At 69.9% G+C, this 18,953-nt stretch carries 14 protein-coding genes; 3 read left to right on the top strand and 11 right to left on the bottom strand.

Annotated features, from left to right (window positions below):
* Positions 1 to 3 precede the first annotated feature (3 nt).
* Positions 4 to 1,611 (bottom strand): glutamate--tRNA ligase, encoded by a 1,608-nt coding sequence (gene gltX / locus CWS50_RS03950; RefSeq protein WP_127843222.1) that lies wholly within the window; start codon positions 1,609 to 1,611, stop codon positions 4 to 6.
* Positions 1,612 to 1,764: 153 nt separating this feature from the next.
* Here gltX and CWS50_RS03945 point away from each other — a divergent pair, with 153 nt between their 5' ends.
* Positions 1,765 to 3,027, top strand: coding sequence for a MalY/PatB family protein (locus tag CWS50_RS03945; protein WP_243118446.1), 1,263 nt, complete (start codon positions 1,765 to 1,767; stop codon positions 3,025 to 3,027).
* On the opposite strand, the gene CWS50_RS03940 is transcribed toward CWS50_RS03945, so the two are convergent.
* The 6 genes from CWS50_RS03940 to CWS50_RS03915 form a co-directional block, all read right to left on the bottom strand.
* Positions 3,017 to 3,844 (bottom strand): fumarylacetoacetate hydrolase family protein, encoded by an 828-nt coding sequence (locus CWS50_RS03940; protein ID WP_127841745.1) that lies wholly within the window; start codon positions 3,842 to 3,844, stop codon positions 3,017 to 3,019. The two genes, CWS50_RS03945 and CWS50_RS03940, sit on opposite strands and share 11 nt — an antisense overlap.
* Before the next feature lie 111 nt (positions 3,845 to 3,955).
* Entirely contained in the window at positions 3,956 to 5,488 is a 1,533-nt protein-coding gene (locus CWS50_RS03935; RefSeq protein ID WP_127841744.1) for an alanine/glycine:cation symporter family protein, read from the bottom strand.
* 299 nt (positions 5,489 to 5,787) lie between these two features.
* On the bottom strand, positions 5,788 to 7,341 hold the full coding sequence (locus CWS50_RS03930; protein WP_127841743.1) for an alanine/glycine:cation symporter family protein: 1,554 nt from the start codon (positions 7,339 to 7,341) through the stop codon (positions 5,788 to 5,790).
* A gap of 157 nt (positions 7,342 to 7,498) precedes the next feature.
* Entirely contained in the window at positions 7,499 to 8,962 is a 1,464-nt protein-coding gene (locus CWS50_RS03925) for an alanine/glycine:cation symporter family protein (protein WP_243118505.1), read from the bottom strand.
* A 56-nt stretch (positions 8,963 to 9,018) separates the two neighbouring features.
* The gene (locus CWS50_RS03920) at positions 9,019 to 10,572 is read right to left on the bottom strand and encodes an alanine/glycine:cation symporter family protein (RefSeq protein ID WP_127841742.1); all 1,554 of its coding nucleotides are present in this window, start codon (positions 10,570 to 10,572) and stop codon (positions 9,019 to 9,021) included.
* Between the two features lie 173 nt (positions 10,573 to 10,745).
* Entirely contained in the window at positions 10,746 to 11,627 is an 882-nt protein-coding gene (locus CWS50_RS03915; RefSeq protein ID WP_243118445.1) for a DUF4241 domain-containing protein, read from the bottom strand.
* Positions 11,628 to 12,088: 461 nt separating this feature from the next.
* Here CWS50_RS03915 and CWS50_RS03910 point away from each other — a divergent pair, with 461 nt between their 5' ends.
* Positions 12,089 to 14,788, top strand: a complete 2,700-nt coding sequence (locus tag CWS50_RS03910; RefSeq protein WP_206610466.1) for a DEAD/DEAH box helicase — start codon at positions 12,089 to 12,091, stop codon at positions 14,786 to 14,788.
* A 40-nt stretch (positions 14,789 to 14,828) separates the two neighbouring features.
* Here the strand turns inward: CWS50_RS03910 and mmuM are convergent, their stop codons facing one another.
* On the bottom strand, positions 14,829 to 15,854 hold the full coding sequence (mmuM, locus tag CWS50_RS03905; protein WP_127841741.1) for a homocysteine S-methyltransferase: 1,026 nt from the start codon (positions 15,852 to 15,854) through the stop codon (positions 14,829 to 14,831).
* Between the two features lie 172 nt (positions 15,855 to 16,026).
* Between mmuM and CWS50_RS03900 the strand changes: the two genes are divergently transcribed.
* Entirely contained in the window at positions 16,027 to 17,367 is a 1,341-nt protein-coding gene (locus tag CWS50_RS03900) for an amino acid permease (protein ID WP_127843218.1), read from the top strand.
* Positions 17,368 to 17,418: 51 nt separating this feature from the next.
* On the opposite strand, the gene CWS50_RS03895 is transcribed toward CWS50_RS03900, so the two are convergent.
* From CWS50_RS03895 to CWS50_RS03885, 3 genes are read right to left on the bottom strand one after another with little or no spacing between them, the layout of a single operon-like run.
* On the bottom strand, positions 17,419 to 17,805 hold the full coding sequence (locus CWS50_RS03895) for a YccF domain-containing protein (protein WP_127841740.1): 387 nt from the start codon (positions 17,803 to 17,805) through the stop codon (positions 17,419 to 17,421).
* Positions 17,806 to 17,862: 57 nt separating this feature from the next.
* Positions 17,863 to 18,267: a hypothetical protein gene (locus CWS50_RS03890; protein WP_206610465.1), complete on the bottom strand. Its 405-nt coding sequence runs from the start codon at positions 18,265 to 18,267 to the stop codon at positions 17,863 to 17,865.
* Positions 18,268 to 18,277: 10 nt separating this feature from the next.
* Positions 18,278 to 18,904 (bottom strand): hypothetical protein, encoded by a 627-nt coding sequence (locus CWS50_RS03885; RefSeq protein ID WP_127841738.1) that lies wholly within the window; start codon positions 18,902 to 18,904, stop codon positions 18,278 to 18,280.
* Positions 18,905 to 18,953 lie beyond the last annotated feature (49 nt).

Genomic DNA, 18,953 nt, shown 5'->3' with positions numbered 1-18,953 from the left:
GGCTCAGCCCAGGCGCGCCCTCAGGGAGCGCAGACGGCTCAGGCAGGAGACGGCCCCCAGGATCTCCATCGACTCGAACAGCGGCGGAGACACCTGGCGCCCGGTGATGGCCACGCGCAGGGGGCCGAAAGCCAGGCGAGGCTTGATGCCCTCCCCTCCTGGCATGCCCGTGCCCTCCACGACCGCCTCGCGCAGCAGCTCCTCGACCCGTGCTGCCGACCACTGCTCGGGCTCCAGGCCTTCCAGGGCTGCGATCCCCGCGTCCAGGACGGCAGGCGCGGAGTCCTTGAGCCTGGCCACGGCCCTGTCGTCGGTCATCCTGGCGGTGAGCTCCTCATCGCTGACGAGCAGGAAGCCCAGCATGTCCCGGCTCTCGCGCAGCAGCTGGACGCGGGTCTGGATGAGCGGCGCCGCCTGGTCCAGGACCTCCTGCTCACGGGGCGTGAGCCCGGAGTACGTCGGCGCGCTGACCAGCGGTACCTGCGCCGCCTCACCAGCAGGGTCGGGGTAGGCGTCAGCGAGGTAGGGCACCAGACGGTCCCGGAAGTCCTCAGGCGCCAGGAGCCTGATCTGCTCAGCGTTGATCGCCTCACACTTCTTGAGGTCGAAGCGCGCCGGGTTGGGGTTGACGTCATGGACGTCGAAGGCCTCGACCAGCTCACGGGAGGAGAAGACGTCGCGGTCGGCGCTGAGCGACCAGCCCAGCAGGGCAAGGTAGTTGAGCAGCCCCTCGGGCACCATGCCCCTGTAGCGGTGGATGAGCAGGTTGGACTCAGGGTCACGCTTGGACAGCTTCCTGCTGCCCTCCCCCATGACATAGGGCAGGTGGCCGAACTCGGGCACACCCGGGGCCCGGCCAATGGCCACAAGGGCACGGTAGAGGGCGATCTGGCGCGGTGTGGAGGACAGCAGGTCCTCCCCGCGCAGGACGTGGGTGATCCCCATGGCGGCGTCGTCCACCGGGTTGACCAGCGGGTACAGCGGCTCCCCGCCGGCACGGACCACGACGTAGTCAGGCACGCTCCCGGCCCTGAAGGTGATGGGGCCTCGTACCAGGTCAGTGAAGGTGATGTCCTCCTCAGGCATGCGCAGGCGCAGTACGGGGCGACGTCCCTGGGCCCGCAGCTCTGTCTTCTGCTGCTGGGTGAGGTCCCGGTCGTAGCCGTCGTAGCCGAGCTTGGGGTCCTCACCCCGCTCACGGTGGCGGGCCTCGATCTCCTCCGGAGTGGAGAAGGACTCGTAGAGGTAGCCCGCCTCCAGGAGCTCGGCGGCCACCTGGCGGTAAAGGCCCATACGCTGGGACTGCCGGTAGGGCTCGTGCGGACCGCCACGCCCCACGCCCTCGTCCCAGTCCAGGCCCAGCCAGGTCAGGGAGTCCAGGATCGCCTGGAAGGACTCCTCGGAGTCGCGGGCGGCGTCAGTGTCCTCGATACGCAGCACGAAGGTGCCGCCCGTGTGACGGGCGTAGGCCCAGTTGAACAGGCAGGTGCGCACCAGGCCCACGTGCGGCACCCCTGTGGGTGAGGGGCAGAAGCGGACCCGGACAGGGGCCTCGTCCCCGGAGGGGGTGGCGGAACCGGCCGTCTCGGTAGCGGCCGCCGTGTCGCTCATGTCAGTCACCTCTGGCACCTCGGTCATCGCATGGCTCGTTGCGTGAGTTGTCGCGCGGGTCGTCTCGGTCACGGTGGCCTAGCCTAGCGGCGTGACAGCCACCCCGTGCACCCCGCCCTTCAGGATTCCTCTCCCGGTCGGTAGAGTCAGGGTATGTCCGAGAGCATGTCCGGTCTGTCCGAGCCAGCATCTGTCCCGGCCCCTGACCCGGGCTCAGCCACGTCGCTGACACGCTCCTTCGACGCTCTGACCCCGGAGGTCATGTGTGAGCGCGGTTCCCTGAAGTGGACCTACTACCCTGGTGACGTCATCGGCGCCTGGGTGGCGGAGATGGACCTGGGCACAGCCCCGGCGGTGGCAGCGGTGCTCCAGCGCTGCGCGCAGGAGGGGACTATCGGCTACCTTCCTCCGGAGACCGCGCAGGCGGCCTGCCAGGAGGTGGCCCGCTACCACCGCGAGGCCTTCGGCTGGGACGTGCCCGTGGAGGAGGTCAGCCTCCTTCCAGACGTGCTGTCGGCTCTCAACGCCGTCATCGCCTTCCACACCCGGGAGGGCTCACCGGTCATCGTCCCGACCCCGGCCTACATGCCCTTCCTCAGCATCCCGGGCCACCACGGCCGTGGCTGCCTCCAGGTCCCGGCGCTGGAGCGGCGGAACCATGACGGCTCACCGCGCTGGGAGCTGGACCTGGACGGGATCGAGGCCGCCATGCGGGAGGGGGCCGGGCTCCTGGTGCTGTGCAACCCCTGGAACCCCGTGGGGCGGGTCCTGTCCGCCGAGGAGCTCAGCGCTGTCGCCTCCCTGTCCTCACGCTACGGCGTGCCCGTGTTCGCCGACGAGATCCACGCCCCCCTGGTCCTGGACCCCTCCCTGGCCCACATCCCCTACGCCTCTCTACCGAGCACAGACCCGGCCCTGACGTACACGGCCACCGCCGTCTCCAAGGGCTGGAACATCCCGGCCCTCAAGTGCGCCCAGCTGATCGCCTCCGGGCAGGCCCGGGCGCGGTGGGAGGCGGACCCCCGCAGCGCGGGCCTGTCGCACAGCGCGTCGCTCCTGGGGGCGCAGGCGGCCCTCGCCGCGCTTCATGACGGCCAGGACTGGCTGGCACAGGTACGCCGCTATATCCGCACCAACGCCGAGCTGGTACACCAGCAGGTCAGCGCCGTGGAGGGCCTGGAGGTCACCCTCCCAGAGGGGACCTACCTGGCGTGGCTGGACTGCCGTGGCCTGGGGACGGGCAGCCCGGCACGCTTCTTCCGTCACCAGGCAGGAGTCGCCATGAACGAGGGTGTGACCTTCGGGGAGGCCTGGGCCGGCTTCTGCCGCCTCAACCTGGCCACCGGCCGGGGCATTGAGGAGGAGACGGTCCGCAGGATCGTCACGGCGGCCCGCCAGCACCCGGTCAGCGCCTGACGACCGGGTTGGAGAATGACCCGATCCCCTCGACCTCCACCTCGACCCTCTGACCCGCACGGATCTCACCGACCCCGGCGGGCGTGCCGGTGAGCACCACGTCGCCGGGCAGCAGCGTGAAGACGGTGGACACGTAGGAGACAAGCTCGGCAACGCTGCGAACCATGTCCCTGGTCCTCCCCTCCTGGACGAGCACGCCATCCACGCGTGCACGCACCACCGTGTCCCCCGGGTCGAAGGCAGGCTCACGCCCCGGCTCCGGGACCTCGATCCACGGCCCCAGGGGGCATGAGGTGTCAAACCCTTTGGCCCTGACCCACTGGGGCTCGGTGCGCTGGCGGTCACGAGCAGTGACGTCGTTGGCCACCGTGTACCCCAGGACGACGTCGGGCACGTCCTGGACCGAGACGTCCTTGGCCAGGGTCCGCACCACGACCGCCAGCTCTGCCTCATAGCTGACCTCACTGGTCCACCCCGGAAGGACGACCGGTACGTCGGGACCGATGACGCTCGTGTTGGGCTTGAGGAAGACGACCGGGGTCTCCGGCGGACCCGGCTGCCCCATCTCCAGGGCGTGCTCACGGTAGTTGCTCCCGACACCCACCACCTTGGAGCGGGGAATGACCGGGGAGAGAAGGCGGGCGTCGCGCAGCTCCACCACCTCCCCCGTGGCCTCCGGCAGGGAGAACAACGGGTCCCCCCTGAGGACCAGGAGGTGGCCGTCACAGTCCCCGGAGGGGGCGGTCTCGCTGTCAGGAACTCCCTGGACGATGCCGTAACGCGGCTCGTCACCGGTGGAGAAGCGCGCAATCCTCATAGGGAGAGCCTAGGCCGCCAGGAGGCTGGCCTGCTCCCTTCCTACTGGTGGTGTCGGCAGGTGCCGACTGCCCGTGCCGGGGCCAGAGGCAGCCTGCTGCGGCCGCGCGGGTCAGGCCTTGTCCTCGGGCAGCACCGTCACCGACTCAGGCGCGTCGTCCGGGGCGGACCACACCTGGCCCGGAAGGACCCCGGGCAGGTGGGGGTTGTCTGTGGCCACAAAACGTACCTCCCTGGCCCGGCCCTGACGCACCGCAGCGTTCTGGGCCTCCCAGTCCCGCAGCGCCCCAAAGGCCCACCGTCCCAGGAGGATGATGGCGACGATGTTGATGACGGCCATGACCCCCATGGCGATGTCCGACAGGTTCCACACAAACTCCAGGCTGGCCACGGAGCCGATGAACGTGGCCACGACGATCATGGCCCTCAGGAACAGGTGACCGGAGGTGCGCGAGCCCCGGCGCAGGAAGTCGACGTTGATCTCCGCGTAGGTGTAGTTGCCCAGGAGAGAGGAGTAGGCGAACACAAAGATGACGACTGCCATGAGCCCCTCGGCCCACGGGCCCAGGACGGCCGCGACCGACTGTGCGGTCAGGGTGTTGGCGTTGAGCGTGTCCGCCACCGCAGGGTCAGGACTGTAGACCCCCGACAGCAGCACGATGAGGGCGGTAGCCGTGCACACGACCATGGTGTCCATGAACACCCCGAAGGACTGGATAAAGCCCTGGTTGACCGGATGCGGAGTAGAGGCGGTGGCAGCGGCGTTGGGTACCGAGCCCTCCCCCGCCTCATTGGAGAACAGGCCTCGCTTCACCCCGTTGATCACCGCTGCGGTAATACCACCCGCCGTGCCGTAGAAGGCCTCCTGCAGGCCGAAGGCACCCTGGAGGATCATGTTGAGCGCCCCCGGGATGGCCCGGATGTTGACAAGGAGGATCACCACGGCGAGCACCGCGTACAGCAGCGCCATGACCGGGGCCACCCACTCGGTGATGCGGGCCACGCGTCGAATCCCTCGGAAGACGACCGGGCCGGTGATCGCCACCAGGACCACGGCGGTCAGCCACCTGCTGACCCCGAAGGTCCCCTCCAGCGCGCCAGAGATGGCGTTGGCCTGGGTGGCCTCGTAGGCGAAGCCGAAGACAAAGGTAATAATGACGGCGAACACCGAGCCCCACAACCGCGACCCCAGCCCCCGGGAGATGTAGTAGGCGGGACCGCCCCGGAAGGTCCCGTCGGGGCTGGCGACCTTGTACATCTGGGCAAGGGTGGACTCGACGAACCCTGTCGCCATGCCCACCACGGCCACGACCCACATCCAGAACACCGCACCGGGGCCGCCCAGCGTGATAGCGATGGCGACGCCGACGATGTTGCCGGTCCCCACCCGGGAGGCCAGCCCGACGGTGAATGCCTGAAAGGCGGAGATACCGCCTGCGGCGTTGCTGCGGGACCTGGCGATGGTCGCGATCATGCGCCCGAAGAGGCGGACCTGGACACAGCGCGTGCCCGCGGTGAAGTAGATGCCTGCGGCCAGGAGCAGCCACGCCAGGACCTGGGTGTAGAACCGGTCGCTGACATCAGCCAGGAAGGCGGTGGACGCGTCGAGGACGCTGGCGCTGACGACGAGCTGGCCACAGGGCATAGTGCCTCCAGGAGTGCTGGTGCGCACGCGCACCTGACCCGCCTGGCAGCCGGGGCAGCCGACCCCCGCAGGAGGAGGCACCCTGACCCCGGGGAGACCGTGCGGGGCAGGCCCGGTCGTCCCGGAGGCAGCCAGGTGTGAGCAGGTGGAACGTGATGCGGACGAAGATCCCGGGAGGATAGAGGAGCACCTGTTTCGTCCTCGTAACACCCCCGTGCAGCGGTCTCGGGCGGGGTCGGCAGGAGCCTGTCCGCAGTCGCCGGGGCTCCGAGACAGGGCACCAGGCCACCCCTGGTCCCTTAGCCGCTGGCCCCCTGGCCGCCCTGAGAAGCACCCTGAGGACCCACTGGGCTCCTGCTGTCGTGGCCCTGTGCCGCCAGGGGCCACGCACCAGTGGTGAGAGGTGCGGGCAGGTAGGGGGAGTCGGCGTGGAACCGGGGCCGCCCCGGGGCGGCCGGGCCAGCTGCGCCTTCGCCCCCCTCCGGGGACGGGCTGGCGGTCAGGACGCCACGCTGAGCCTCCCAGTCCCGCAGCGCGCCGATGACCCACCGCCCCAGCAGGACCAGGGCGACCAGGTTGAGGACGGCACCGATCCCCAGGAGCACATCCGCCAGGGTCCACACGGTGGTCAGGGGCTGGACCGCCCCCAGGGCGCCGCAGCACACGGCGGCGACCTGAAGGCAGCGGGAGGCCAGGGAGGAGCGGGTGAGGTAGTCCAGGCAGACCTGGGCGTAGGAGAAGGCTCCGATGATCGTGGTGTAGGCCAGGACCATGACCAGGACCGCCATGGGCCACCGGGTCCACTCCCCCACCAGCCCGGCCACGGCGTCCTGCGTCAGGTGCCCGGCGGTGTCGTCACTGGTCGCCCCCGCGACGTCGACGCGCTGCCCGGCCACGAGGATGACCAGGGCCGTCGCCGTGCAGACCACCAGGGTGTCCACAACGACGCCGAAGGCCTGGATAAAACCCTGCTGGACCGGGTGGGAGACGGTTGCTGACCCTGCGGCACACGCGGAGCCTCCCAGGCCTGCCTCGTTGGAGAACAGCCCTCGGCGCACGCCGTTGAGGACGGCGGCCATGATCCCGCCGGCCGCTCCTGCCAGCCCGGGACGCAGACCCAGGGCGTGGGCGAAGATCGAGCGCAGGGCCTCCCAGGCCTCACCGGGGTGGGTCAGCAGGATCACCAGGACGAGCAGGAGGTAGGCCAGGGCCATCAGCGGGGCCAGGTACTCAGCCACCCGGGCCATGGCGCGCAGACCTCCCAGCAGGACGGGTGCCGTCAGGGCCGTGACCAGGAGCGCGCCGCCCCAGGCGGGCAGACCGCTGGCAGCACCCAGGGAGGCGGTGATGGCGTTGGCCTGAACCATGGGCATGGCCAGGCCGTTGGCGACCATGAACACGACAGCGAAGACGCCGCCCATGACTGGCAGCCCCAGCCCCAGCGACATGTAGTGGGCCGGACCTCCGCGGAACGTCCCGTCGCCACGCCGCACCTTGAAGACCTGCGCCAGGGTGGACTCGGCAAAGGCGGTGGCCGTGCCGAGGACGGCCACCAGCCACATCCACAGCACCGCGCCTGGGCCGCCCAGGGCCAGGGCCAGGGCGACGCCCACGATGTTGCCGGTGCCCACCCGGCAGGCCAGCCCTATGGCGAAGGCCTGGAAGGAGGAGATACCTCCCTGCGCCCCTGACCGTGATCCCGCCACAGCACCGGCGATACTGGCCGCGTGCCGCAGCTGGACCGCCCGGGTACGGATGGTGAAGTACAGGCCCACGGCCAGCAGCAGCCACACGAGCACCGTGGAGAAGAGGAGGTCGGAGGTGCTGGTCAGGAACGAGTGAAGAGCAGACATGATTCTCCTGGTTCTTCTGAGCGGGCTCTCCCGAAGCGGTCCCCAGGTCGCAGCAGTGGTTACAGGGCACCAGGGAGGCTTCGGAGCGGGGTCACGCACGGCTCGTGGGTCCTGCGGTCCGGTCGGCACAGGCCCTGCGTGCCGTGAGGAGCGGGGCCTACCGGAAGGGGACCTCGGCTCCCGGCTCCTCAGGCTCCCAGACACCCTCGACGACGTCACCGGGCAGGTAGGGGTTGGCGTGCCCGGAAAACACTGGGTCCCGGCCCTCCCGGCGCTGGGCCTCAAAGTCGCGCAGCGCCCCCAGCGCCCATGGTGACAGCAACACGATCACCACCAGGTTGAGCAGGCCAAGCAGCCCCAGGGCGATGTCTGTCAGTGCCCACACCACGGGCAGCGTCAGCACGCACCCGGTGAAGGCCGCAGCAGTCAGCAGCACGCCGAAGGCCTGCTCGGCACGGTGCTGACCGCCCAGGAAGTTGACGTTGACCTGGGAGTAGGAGTAGCAGCCCAGGACCGTGGAGAAGACGAGGACGAAGATGAGGACCACCATGGGCCAGGTCGTCCACGACCCCAGGTGTTCCGCCACGGCCTGCTGGGTCAGGACCGCCCCCACGAGGGAGTCGTTGCCAGGCTGGTAGGTGTCGGTGGCCAGGAGGATCAGCAGCCCGGTCGCCGTGCACACCACGACCGTGTCCACGAAGACCCCGAAGCCCTGGATGAGCCCCTGCCGCACCGGGTGGGAGACCGTGGCCGTGCCGGCGGCGTTAGGCACGGTCCCCAGGCCGGCCTCGTTGGAGAACAGGCCGCGGCGCACGCCGTTGACGAGCGCGGCGACCATCCCGCCCGCAGTCCCGAACAGCGCCTGGTCAGCCCCGAAGGCGCCGCGCACGACAGAGGCGAGCACTCCCGGGACCTCGGCGATGTTGGCCACGATGACCACGAGGGCGACGACGACGTAGACCAGCGCCATCACCGGGGACAGCCACTCGGTCACCCGCGCCACGGACCTCAGCCCGCCCAGGACCACGGGGCCGGTGAGCAGCACCAGGCAGACCCCGACCATCCACGGCTGGACGGAGGGCACGGTCGCGCTGACCACCCCCGCCAGGGCGTTGGTCTGGACCATGACCACGGTGACGCCCACGGAGACGATGCACATGACTGCAAAGACGCTCCCCAGGAGCCGCGAACCCAGGCCGTTCTTGATGTAGTAGGCGGGCCCACCCCGGAAGGTGAAGTCGCGTCCCCTCTCCTTGAAGACCTGGGCCAGCGTGGACTCGGTGAAGCCTGTGGCCATGCCGATGACGGCCACCACCCACATCCAGAACAGGGCACCCGGTCCTCCGGCGACGACGGCGATGGCCACCCCGGCGATGTTGCCGATGCCCACCCGGGCCGCCAGGCCGACGGCGAAGGCCTGGAAGGAGGAGATCCCTCCGCGCGCGCCCGTGCGCGAGCGCACCACGGAGGCCAGCATGGTGCCCCAGTGACGCACCTGGACGCCGCGGGTGCGCACGGTGAGGTAGATGCCTGCCCCCACCAGGAGGACCGCCAGGACGTAGGTGTAGAAGGTGTCGCTGACCAGCTCGAGGACGGTGGCGACCTGCTCCTCCAGGCTCACCGGTTCCTCGGCCTGTGCGGCCAGGACCGGGGCCAGGACGTTGGGTGGGGCTCCTGTCACGGTCGGGGCTCCTTTCGTGTGTCTGCTGTGTCTGCTGCGGTGGCAGGGGGTGCCTGCCGGAGATGCTGTGGAGCGTTCTCACCTGTCGCCACGTCCCACACGTCCCCGAGGAGGGGGCCGGGCAGGTAGGGGTTGTCCCTGGCGACGAAGACGGGCACGGCAGCGCCCGCGCGCTTCTGCGCCTCCCAGTCCCTCAGCGCTCCCAGGCCCCAGCCCGACAGGGCGAGGAGGGCGACGAGGTTGGTCACCGTCATGACCGCCATGGCGATGTCAACGGCGTTCCACACCACCTCCAGGGAGAGCAGGGCGCCCACCGTGGCGGAGAGGACCGACAGCAGCCGCACCGCCCACGTGGCCCACCTCCTGCCCCCGGTCAGGAAGGACATGTTGGTGTCGGAGTAGACGTAGGCGGCGATGATCGAGGAGTAGGCGAGCACGAAGACCAGAACAGCCATGGGCAGCACCGTCCAGGCCCCCAGCTCGTGGGCGACCGCCATCGTCGTGAGGGAGGAGGGGTCCGCCCCCGGCGCCTGCCACACCTCAGGCCCCGCGATGAGGATGACGAAAGCGGTCGCGGTGCACACCACGATCGTGTCGATGAACACGCCCAGGGACTGGATGAGGCCCTGGTGGACGGGGTGGGTGACCGTGGCCGTGGCAGCGGCGTTGGGGGCGGTGCCCTGGCCCGCCTCGTTGGAGAACAGCCCCCGTCTGGTGCCGTTGATGACTGCGGCCAGGATCCCGCCGCCCAGGCCGCCCACCAGGGGACGGGGCGAGAAGGCGGAGGTGATGATCTCCCTGAGGACGGTGAGGAACTCGCCGACATGCGTCAGGCAGATGACGAGGACCATGACGATGTAGACCAGCGCCATGATCGGGGCCATCCACTCGGTGACACGGGCCACGGCCCGCACGCCGCCAAGCACCACCATGGCGGTGAAGACGAGGACGAGGGCGGCGATGACCAGCTGGGCGGCACTGAGTCCGCCCAGGCCAGGAAGTGTCGAGCCGCCCGTGCCCACCGCCGACAGCAGTGTGCCGGCGATGGCGTTGGACTGCACCGAGGTGATGACAAAGCCGCAGGTAACCACCGTGATGACCGCGTAGACGCCAGCCAGAACCCGGTTTCTCATCCCCCGGGCCATGTAGAAGGCGGGTCCGCCGCGGAAGGAGCCATCGGGGTCGCGCACCTTGAACAGCTGGGCCAGGGTCGCCTCGAAGAAGGCGGTGGCCATGCCGACCAGGGCCACCACCCACATCCAGAACACGGCGCCCGGCCCTCCCAGCAGCAGGGCGGCGGCGACGCCGAAGATGTTGCCCACCCCGACCCGTGCGGCCAGGGAGATGGCGAAGGCCTGGAAGGAGGAGATTCCCCCGTGCGCGCCTGAGCGGGAGCCGAGGACCTGGCGCAGCATACTGCCCAGGTGGCGGACCTGGACCACACGGGTGCGCACGGTGAGAACCAGCCCGGTGCCGATGAGGACCCACATGGTGACGTGAAGGGTCACCCAGTCGGCGACGGCCTGAAGGTCAGCAGCGAGAGCATCCATGAGACACCTGGGCCTTCCGGGTGGTGGCAGGGTACCGGCGCATGCTCTCACACTGGGTCGGACCGAGGGAAACACGGCGGTCACGTCATGAGCGGGCCAGGGCGCTCCGGCGCCGACGCCTCCTCGCGGCAGAGCCGACAGAGCCACTCTGTCCGGGACCGGGCCTCCGTCGGCTACTCGTCGTCGCCCGTCACCACGGCTGGTGGGAGGGCAGGCTCCCGCAGGACCCCGTAGTCAACTACCAACTGCACCGGCTGGTCATGAGCGTCGAGACCCCAGTACACGCCGTAGCCGCCATCACCCCACCCGGAAGTGGTGATTACCCCAATGGGGCTGGACTCACCACCCAGGAGCGTCGCCCTGCGCGACAGGGAGCCCCTCCACGCCGAGGTCCACTGCCGGTTCGTCATGCCCAGGTACGCGGCAGCGTCCACAATGGCCGCCGAGCCGGAGTCCACGCCCACCACGTGCCCTCCTCCTGGCACCAGCACTGCGCGCTTCCACCGGAGGGGGTCGGCCTCAGCAAGGACGGCCCGCACTGCGGCCACTCGCGTGTCCTTCTCCACCTTCCCCCCGCGAGTCCTGGTGAACGTCGCCAGCACCACCTGAGCGACGGCGAGGGAGGGGTCAGCCTGTGCGCTGCACACCAGCATCGCGCCCGCCCTGCCCCCAGCGTCACCGACCGCCAGGACTCCCTCGTGACGAAACTGGCCGACATCCACAACCGTGGTCGGGACGACCTCCGCGTTGTGCCGGGCCTCAGCCAGGACCTGCTGCCACGCCTCCCCCTCTGTCTCGTCCGCCTCGCGCGCCAGCTCATAGACATCAACGGGCTCGCGTGCCCAGCCTGCGGCGAACAGGGAGCCGGGGTCGGGGTTGTCGCTCTCGTCCTCGTCCTCCCCGACCAGGTCAAGATCCCGCCACGACGGCATACCCCTGGCCTTGCTGAACAGCTGGCTGCGCTGGCTGTCAGGCATGAGAGGGTCACCAGGATCGGTGTAGTAGTCGTCGATCGTGTCAATCAGCCAGTCCTCGCCGACGCGGACCAGCGTCACCTCAAGAACCGGACCCCCGACGCCCCGAACGGACCGAGCCAGCCTGACCCTCGCCCAGGTGCCGTAGGCCTCGACCCGCTCGACTGCCGTGTGCTCCGGGCTGAACTCGCACTGGCTGGAGAAGGAGAACGCCTTGGTAGAGGGCTCGCCAGCCAGATGCGCTAAGTCAACCTGGTGTCGCCTGTCACCCCAGACCCGGAAGGGGTCCGAGCTGTCGGTATCGGTCCTGCTTGCTGACGGCAATGAAGGACGACGACCCCTGGCCCCTGTCCTCGAAAAGAGGCTTGACCTCAGCGTGGGCACGGGCATAGTCACGGAGAAAGGCCTCAACCCGACTACGTGGATCTAGCGACACTATCCGGGCTCCTCGTGCTGGTCGGGTCTCCTGCCTCTCCTCCCCAGGCTGCCATGAACTGTTCCTGCTCACAAGGGCCAGTCAGGTCCCGTGAGACGATACCGGCATGACAGCCCCGGCCCTCAACGTCATGCTCGACTCCCTCATCCCGGCTGACGACCCGCAGCAGGCGCCCGAGCCCGAGGAGGTCTACCTGGCCTTTGCCGAGTGGGCCGAGTCGACAGGCCGCCCCCTCTACCCACACCAGGACGAGGCGCTGTCCCAGATCCTTGAGGACCGCCACGTCATCGCCGCCACCCCCACGGGCTCAGGCAAGTCCGTCATTGCCCTGGCTGCCCACACCGCCTCCCTGGCCCGGGGCGGGCGCTCCTACTACACCGCCCCGCTCAAGGCCCTGGTCAGCGAGAAGTTCTTCGAGCTCGTGGGGCTGTTCGGTGCCGACAACGTCGGCATGGTCACCGGTGACACCTCCATCAACGCCGACGCGCCCGTCATCTGCTGCACCGCCGAGATCCTGGCCAACCAGGCGCTGCGCGAGGGCGAGGACATGGACGTCGACTGCGTCATCATGGACGAGTTCCACTACTACGCCGACCCGCAGCGAGGGTGGGCGTGGCAGGTCCCTCTCCTGGAGCTGCCTCAGGCCCAGATGGTGCTTCTGTCGGCGACCCTGGGGGACGTCAGCTTCTTCGTGCGGGACCTGGAGGCCCGCACCGGCCGCCAGGTCGCCGTCGTCGACGACGCCGTGCGCCCCGTGCCCCTGGAGATGGACTACGTCGTGGAGCCGGTCGGTGAGCTCCTCCAGCGGCTCGTGGGCCAGGACAAGACGCCAGCCTACGTCGTCCACTTCTCCCAGAAGGAGGCCGTGGCGCGTGCGACCGCGCTGCTGAGCACGGACCTGGTGCCCAGGTCCCGCAGGGAGGAGACCGCCCGGGCGCTGGGTGACGTCCGCTTCACCAAGGGCTTCGGGACCACGCTGTCGCGGCTGCTGCGCAGCGGGATCGGGGTGCACCACGCCGGGATGCTGCCGCGCTACCGCAGGCTCGTCGAACGGCTGGCCCGCGAGGGGCTGCTTGCCGTCGTCTGCGGGACCGACACCCTGGGGGTCGGCATCAACGTGCCTATCCGCACCGTGGTCCTGACCTCCCTGGTGAAGTTTGACGGGTCCCGGGAGCGCCACCTCACGGCGCGGGAGTTCCACCAGGTCGCGGGCCGGGCCGGGCGGGCGGGTTTCGACACCCGCGGCTACGTGGAGGTCCAGGCCCCAGAGCACGTCATCGACAACGCCCGGGCGCTGGCCAAGGCGGGTGACGACGAGCGCAGGCGGCGCAAGGTCGTGCGCAAGAAGGCCCCTCCCGGCCGGGTGAGCTGGACGGAGGGGACCTTTGCACGCCTGCGCGACGCCGCCCCGGAGACGCTGACCAGCCAGTTCCAGGTCACCACCACCATGGTGCTGGCCCTTATGGAGCGGCCCGGCGACCCGGTGGCCCACATGGCCGCCCTGCTGGGGCGTGCCCACGTCACACCCGCTGAGCGGCGCGTGCACGTGCGCCGGGCGCTGGACATCTACCGGTCCCTGCGCACCGCAGGGGTGGTGGAGCACGTCTCCTCCGCCCAGGCCGCCGCCGACGGGCAGCCACGCCTGCGCCTGGCGGTGGACCTTCCCTGGGAGTTCGCCCTCAACCAGCCCCTGGCACCCTTCGCCCTGGCCGCCATGGACGTGCTCAACCTGGACTCCCCCAGTCACACGCTGGACGTGGTCTCAGTGGTGGAGGCCACGCTGGAGGACCCGCGCCCGCTCCTGTACGCCCAGCAGAAGGCTGCCCGGGGAGAGGCGGTGGCAGCCATGAAGGCTGAGGGCCTGGACTACGAGGAGCGCATGGCGGCCCTGGAGGAGGTCACCTGGCCGCGCCCCCTGGCTGACCTGCTGACCCCTGCCCTGGAGATGTACCGGGCTGCCAACCCGTGGGTGGCCGAGTACGAGCTCTCCCCGAAGTCCGTGGTGCGGGAGATGGTGGAGAACGCCATGACCTTCTCCGACCTGGTGGCTCGCTACGACCTGGGGCGCAGCGAGGGGGTCGTCCTGCGCTACCTCACCGACGCCTACCGGGCGCTGCGCCAGGTGGTGCCCGAGGAGCACCGCACCCCGGAGGTGCTCGAGCTCGTCGAGTGGCTGGGCGAGCTGGTGCGGGCAGTTGACTCCTCCCTCCTGGACGAGTGGGAGGCGCTGGGGGCCGCCCAGGTGGGGGCGCTGGAGACGGCTGCGACGCAGGGGACGACAGTCCTGCGCCCGGGCCAGCGGCTCGGGGAGCCCTCAGCAGGCGTGGAGCGGGCCTTCGGCGCTGACGCTGACGGCAAGGTCGCCCTCACCCGCAACCTGCACGCCTTCCGGGTGGCGGTCCGCCGTGAGATGTTCCGGCGCGTGGAGCTTATGGCCCGCGACGACGTCGAGACGCTGGGACGGCTGGACGCCTCCTCCGGCTGGGGTGAGGACCGGTGGGACCAGGTGCTGGGCCGCTACTGGGAGGAGTACGACTGGATCGGCACCGACACCTCCGCCCGTGCGCTCGCCCTGGCTCCCCTGGACGAGGACCCCGACGAGGCTGCGCTGGCCGCTGCGGGCGTCAGCGAGAGGCTGCGTGAGGCCCTGGAGGTACAAGGTCGGCGAGTATGGTTGGCCACACAGGTTGTCGACGACCCCGAGGGGGATCACGACTGGCGCCTGACAGCCCTGGTCGACCTGGCCGAGTGCGACCGCCAGGAGAGCGTCGTCGTCCACCTGCTGCGCGTGGGGCCGCAGGGCTGAGCAGGCGTACCCAGACCCTGCGGGCGCGCCCGGCAGGTCGTCACCGCCCCGGGCGGCCCCCGACCGCCCCGGCCAGGACCTCGGTGTCCTCGGGCGTCGTACGGCAGCACCCACCGACCAGCCGCACGCCCGCCTCGACCCAGTCCGGGGCCAGAGCGGTGAAGCGTCCCGCTCCCCGGGCGGGCGTCCACGTCTTGGTCACCGGGTCGTAGCAGTCCCCCGAGTTGGGGTAGGCCACCAGCGGCTTGGCCGTGGAGCGACGCAGCACGGGAAGCGCCCGGGCCACGGTCTCGGGCGCCACGCAGTTGAGGCCGACAGCCACCACCGCCGGGTGGGTGTCAGCCCATGCGGCCGCCTGGGCCAGGGGCGTGCCGTCAGCCAGGTGGGCGCCGTCGGGCCGGACCTGGAAGGAGACCCAGCACTCGGCGCCGGGGGCGGCCTGCGCCAGCACCGTGGTCACGAACCGGACCTCATCAAGACGGGGCATGGTCTCCATGGCAAAGACGGTGAGCCCCTCGGAGGCAAGGGCCTCGATGCGCGGGCGGTGGACCCGCTCCAGCTCGCTCTGGCTCACCTCGTAGGCGCCGGTGTACTCCGACCCGTCAGCCAGGAAGGCGCCGTAGGGGCCCACGGAGCCCGCGACGAGGGACGCAGGGTGCTGACCGGCCCCGTCCCGCCGCCTGTCCCACAGCCTGGCTGCCTCCAGCGCCAGGCGGGCTGAGGAGGCGATGAGGTCACGCGCACCGGCCTCGTCGTAGCCGACGCCAGTCAGCGCCGGGACGCTCGCCTGGTAGGAGTTCGTCTCAATGACGTCGGCCCCGGCAGCGAGGTAGGTGGCGTGGACCTCGGTGACAGTGCCGGGGGCGTCCAGCAGGGCCTGGGCCGACCACAGCGTCCGGCTCGTGTCCACGCCTCTGGCCTGGAGCTCGGTACCCATGGCACCGTCAAGGATGACGGTGCCGGTGTCCAGCGCCTCTGCGAGCGATGAGGCGGCAGGCACACGTGGCTCAGGTCCCGTGGGAGCCGTCGGGTCGGCTAACCTGCCCGCGCCGAGGGAGCTGCTCATGCCATGAGCATAGCGCGGCCCGTTCACCCTGTGAGAAGCCCGGGCGCCGCGCCCCGAGCGGGAATACTGTCCGTCCATGGCCCCCACCGATTCTGTCGTGACGAGCCCCCACACCGCTGCCCCACCGGCCGCCCCGGCCGGTTCCACCCGCGTGACGGCCCTGGAACGCCGCATGAACAGGCGGCACCTCATGATGATCAGCTTCGGCGGAGTCATCGGGACCGGCCTGTTCCTGTCCACCGGCTACACGATCAACCAGGCCGGCCCCTTCGGCACCGTCCTGGCCTACGCCATCGGCGCCCTTATCGTCTACCTGGTCATGGTCTGCCTGGGCGAGCTGAGCGTGGCCATGCCCTTCACCGGGGCCTTCCACGTCTACTCACGCACCTACATCGGCCCAGCCACCGGGTTCGTCACCGCCGTCCTGTACTGGCTGACGTGGACGGTCGCCCTGGGCAGCGAGTTCACCGGCGCAGCCATGATCATGAACGGGTGGTTCCCGGCCGTACCCGTATGGGTGTGGGCAGCGGCCTTCATCACCCTGGTACTGGTGCTCAACATGGTCTCCGTCAGGGTGTTCGCCGAGGCAGAGACCCTGCTGTCAGGCGTCAAGGTCATCGCGATCATCCTGTTCATCATCATCGGCGGGGCCGCCGTCGTGGGCCTGCTGCCCTACGAGGGCACCACCTCGGCCCCGCTGCTGTCCAACCTGACCGCAGGAGGGCTCTTCCCCAACGGCTTCGCGGCGGTCTTCACCACGATCCTCGCTGTCAACTTCGCCTTCTCTGGCACCGAGCTGATCGGGATCACCGCCGGGGAGGTCAAGGACCCGGCTGCCACGATCCCCCGAGCCATCCGGGCCACCCTGGCGCGGCTGGTCATCTTCTTCATCGGCTCCGTGCTCGTCATCGCAGCACTCATCCCCTGGAGGCAGGCGGGTGTGGAGGAGAGCCCCTTCGTCACGGTACTGTCCCGGATCGGCGTCCCCTTCGCCGACGACCTGATGAACGTCGTCATCCTCACCGCCATCCTGTCGGCGGCAAACTCGGGCCTCTACGCCTCGACACGCATGCTGTGGTCCCTGGCGAACGAGGGGACCCTGCCTGCGCTCCTGGCCCGGACCAACCGCTACGGGGTTCCCGCCCTGGCTATGGCCCTGTCCATGGTCGGGGGCCTGGCCGCGCTGCTGACCTCCGTCTACGCCGCCTCCACCGTCTACCTGGTGCTGGTCTCGGTCTCAGGCCTGGCGGTGGTGCTGGTGTGGGTGGCCATCGCAGCCTCGCACTACCGGTTCCGCCGCCACTGGCTGGCCGAGGGGCACAGCACCGAGGAGCTGGCCTACCGGGCACCGGGCTACCCGTGGGTGTCCCTGGGTGCCCTGGTGCTGTCCGCGGCGTCGTGCCTGCTCATTGTCTTTGACCCCCTCCAGCGTCCGGCGCTGGCGATTACCGCCGTCTTCCTGGCAGTCTGCTATGCCGGGTACTGGGCAGTCTCACGCAGGATCAGCCTGTAGAATCCTGCGTGACACCACCCGTGATATACCACTTTCGCACTGCCTGCGGCCTCAGCGCAGCACGCGCCGGGAGCTCACGATCTGCTTGCCGAAGGGGAAGCAGGTCACCGGGATGAGCTTGATGTTGCCGACAGCCAGCGGGATGCCGATGATCGTGACGGCCTGGGCCGCCGCTGTGGTCACGTGACCCACAGCCAGCCACAGGCCTGCGACCAGGAACCAGATCAGGTTCGCCAGCCCGCTCATGGCTCCCGCTCCCGGGGCGGGGACCACCTCCCGCCCAAAGGGCCACAGCACGTAGCCAGCGATCCGGAAGCAGGCGACCCCAGCGGGGATGGTGACCACCAGCAGGCAGGCAAGGAGCCCAAAGAAGAGGTAGCCCAGAAAGAGCCAGAAGCCTCCGAAGACGACCCAGATGACGTTGAGGACACTACGCATGCCCGCGTGTCTAGCACGACTGCGGACGCAGCGCCTCCGTTGGCGCAGCGGTGCTGGTCAGCCGCCCATGAGTGCTCGACCTGCCAGGCCGCAGGCGCATGCCCAGATCAAGGACGCCAGGGTCCCGATGATGAACCGCTCCGCGGCTCCAGGGCTCCCTTGAAGGTCCGCCCAGCGCCCCAGGCCTTTGACGGCGACGACGACGACAACCATCTCAGCGTGGCCGCTCAGCAGCGCCCCGGTGGTGGCCAGCCGCTCCAGCACCCCGATCCAGGTTCCGCCGCGCAGCACCGGCGGAGCGTTGCTGCCCGCACCCACCCTGTCCAGGACGGGGACGTGGCGTCCGTCCGGTGAGGCAGTGTGTCCCGCAGGAGGGTCCGGGACGCGAGCCACACGCAGCACGCCAGCCACAGCACCCCACCCTCCCAGGACAGAGACGACCAACGTCACGACTACGACCACGGCATGCACCTTATGCGCCTCCTGCCTGCACCACCTGCACCGGCCCCTGGTCAGCAGGCCGGTCAAGGGCGTCGAGAAGTGCCAGGAGAACCGGGAGGACCTCCTTCTCCTCCGCCAGGCCCGAGGCGATTCGCCGCTGCGAGAACGCCTGCTCCGTCACTCCTAGCGTTCGTGCCGCCTGCTGCCCGCTCACACCGCTCTCGACCAGGTCTACCGCCTCCCACTGCAGGCGGGACCGTCGGGCCAGGAGGACGACCTGGAGCCGCAGGACCGCCTGCGCCCGGGCAGCCGCCTCCGGGTCGTCGGCACGTACCGCCAGCGGTACCCGGGACCGCTTGGCGGCCTCAACGGCCTCACGCGCTGCCACGAAGGCCGTACCGCCCCCTGAGCGCGCGCCTCCGTCAGCACCCACGCGGCCGGCCCCTCCACCGATTCCGACGTACCAGCAGCCGGCACGGGCGGCAGCGCGCACAACCGCGTACAGGGCCGCTGCGTCAGCAGGAACTCCCTGGACCTCGTCCCCCGCAGTCCGCTCAAAAGGGGCGATGACGGACACGTCGGCAAGGGAGCGCAGCAGCGCAGGCACGGCGTCACTGGTCGAGCGGGACGCCTTCTGGTCCATGGTGACGACAAGCACCTGTCAAGGGTGGCATCCCGCACCACCCTGGTCAAGGCATTCACCTTGA

Source organism: Actinomyces wuliandei (assembly GCF_004010955.1).
Classification (GTDB): domain Bacteria; phylum Actinomycetota; class Actinomycetes; order Actinomycetales; family Actinomycetaceae; genus Actinomyces; species Actinomyces wuliandei.
The sequence above is the reverse complement of the archived record's forward strand: the minus strand, read 5'-3'. Positions and strand labels throughout refer to the sequence as shown.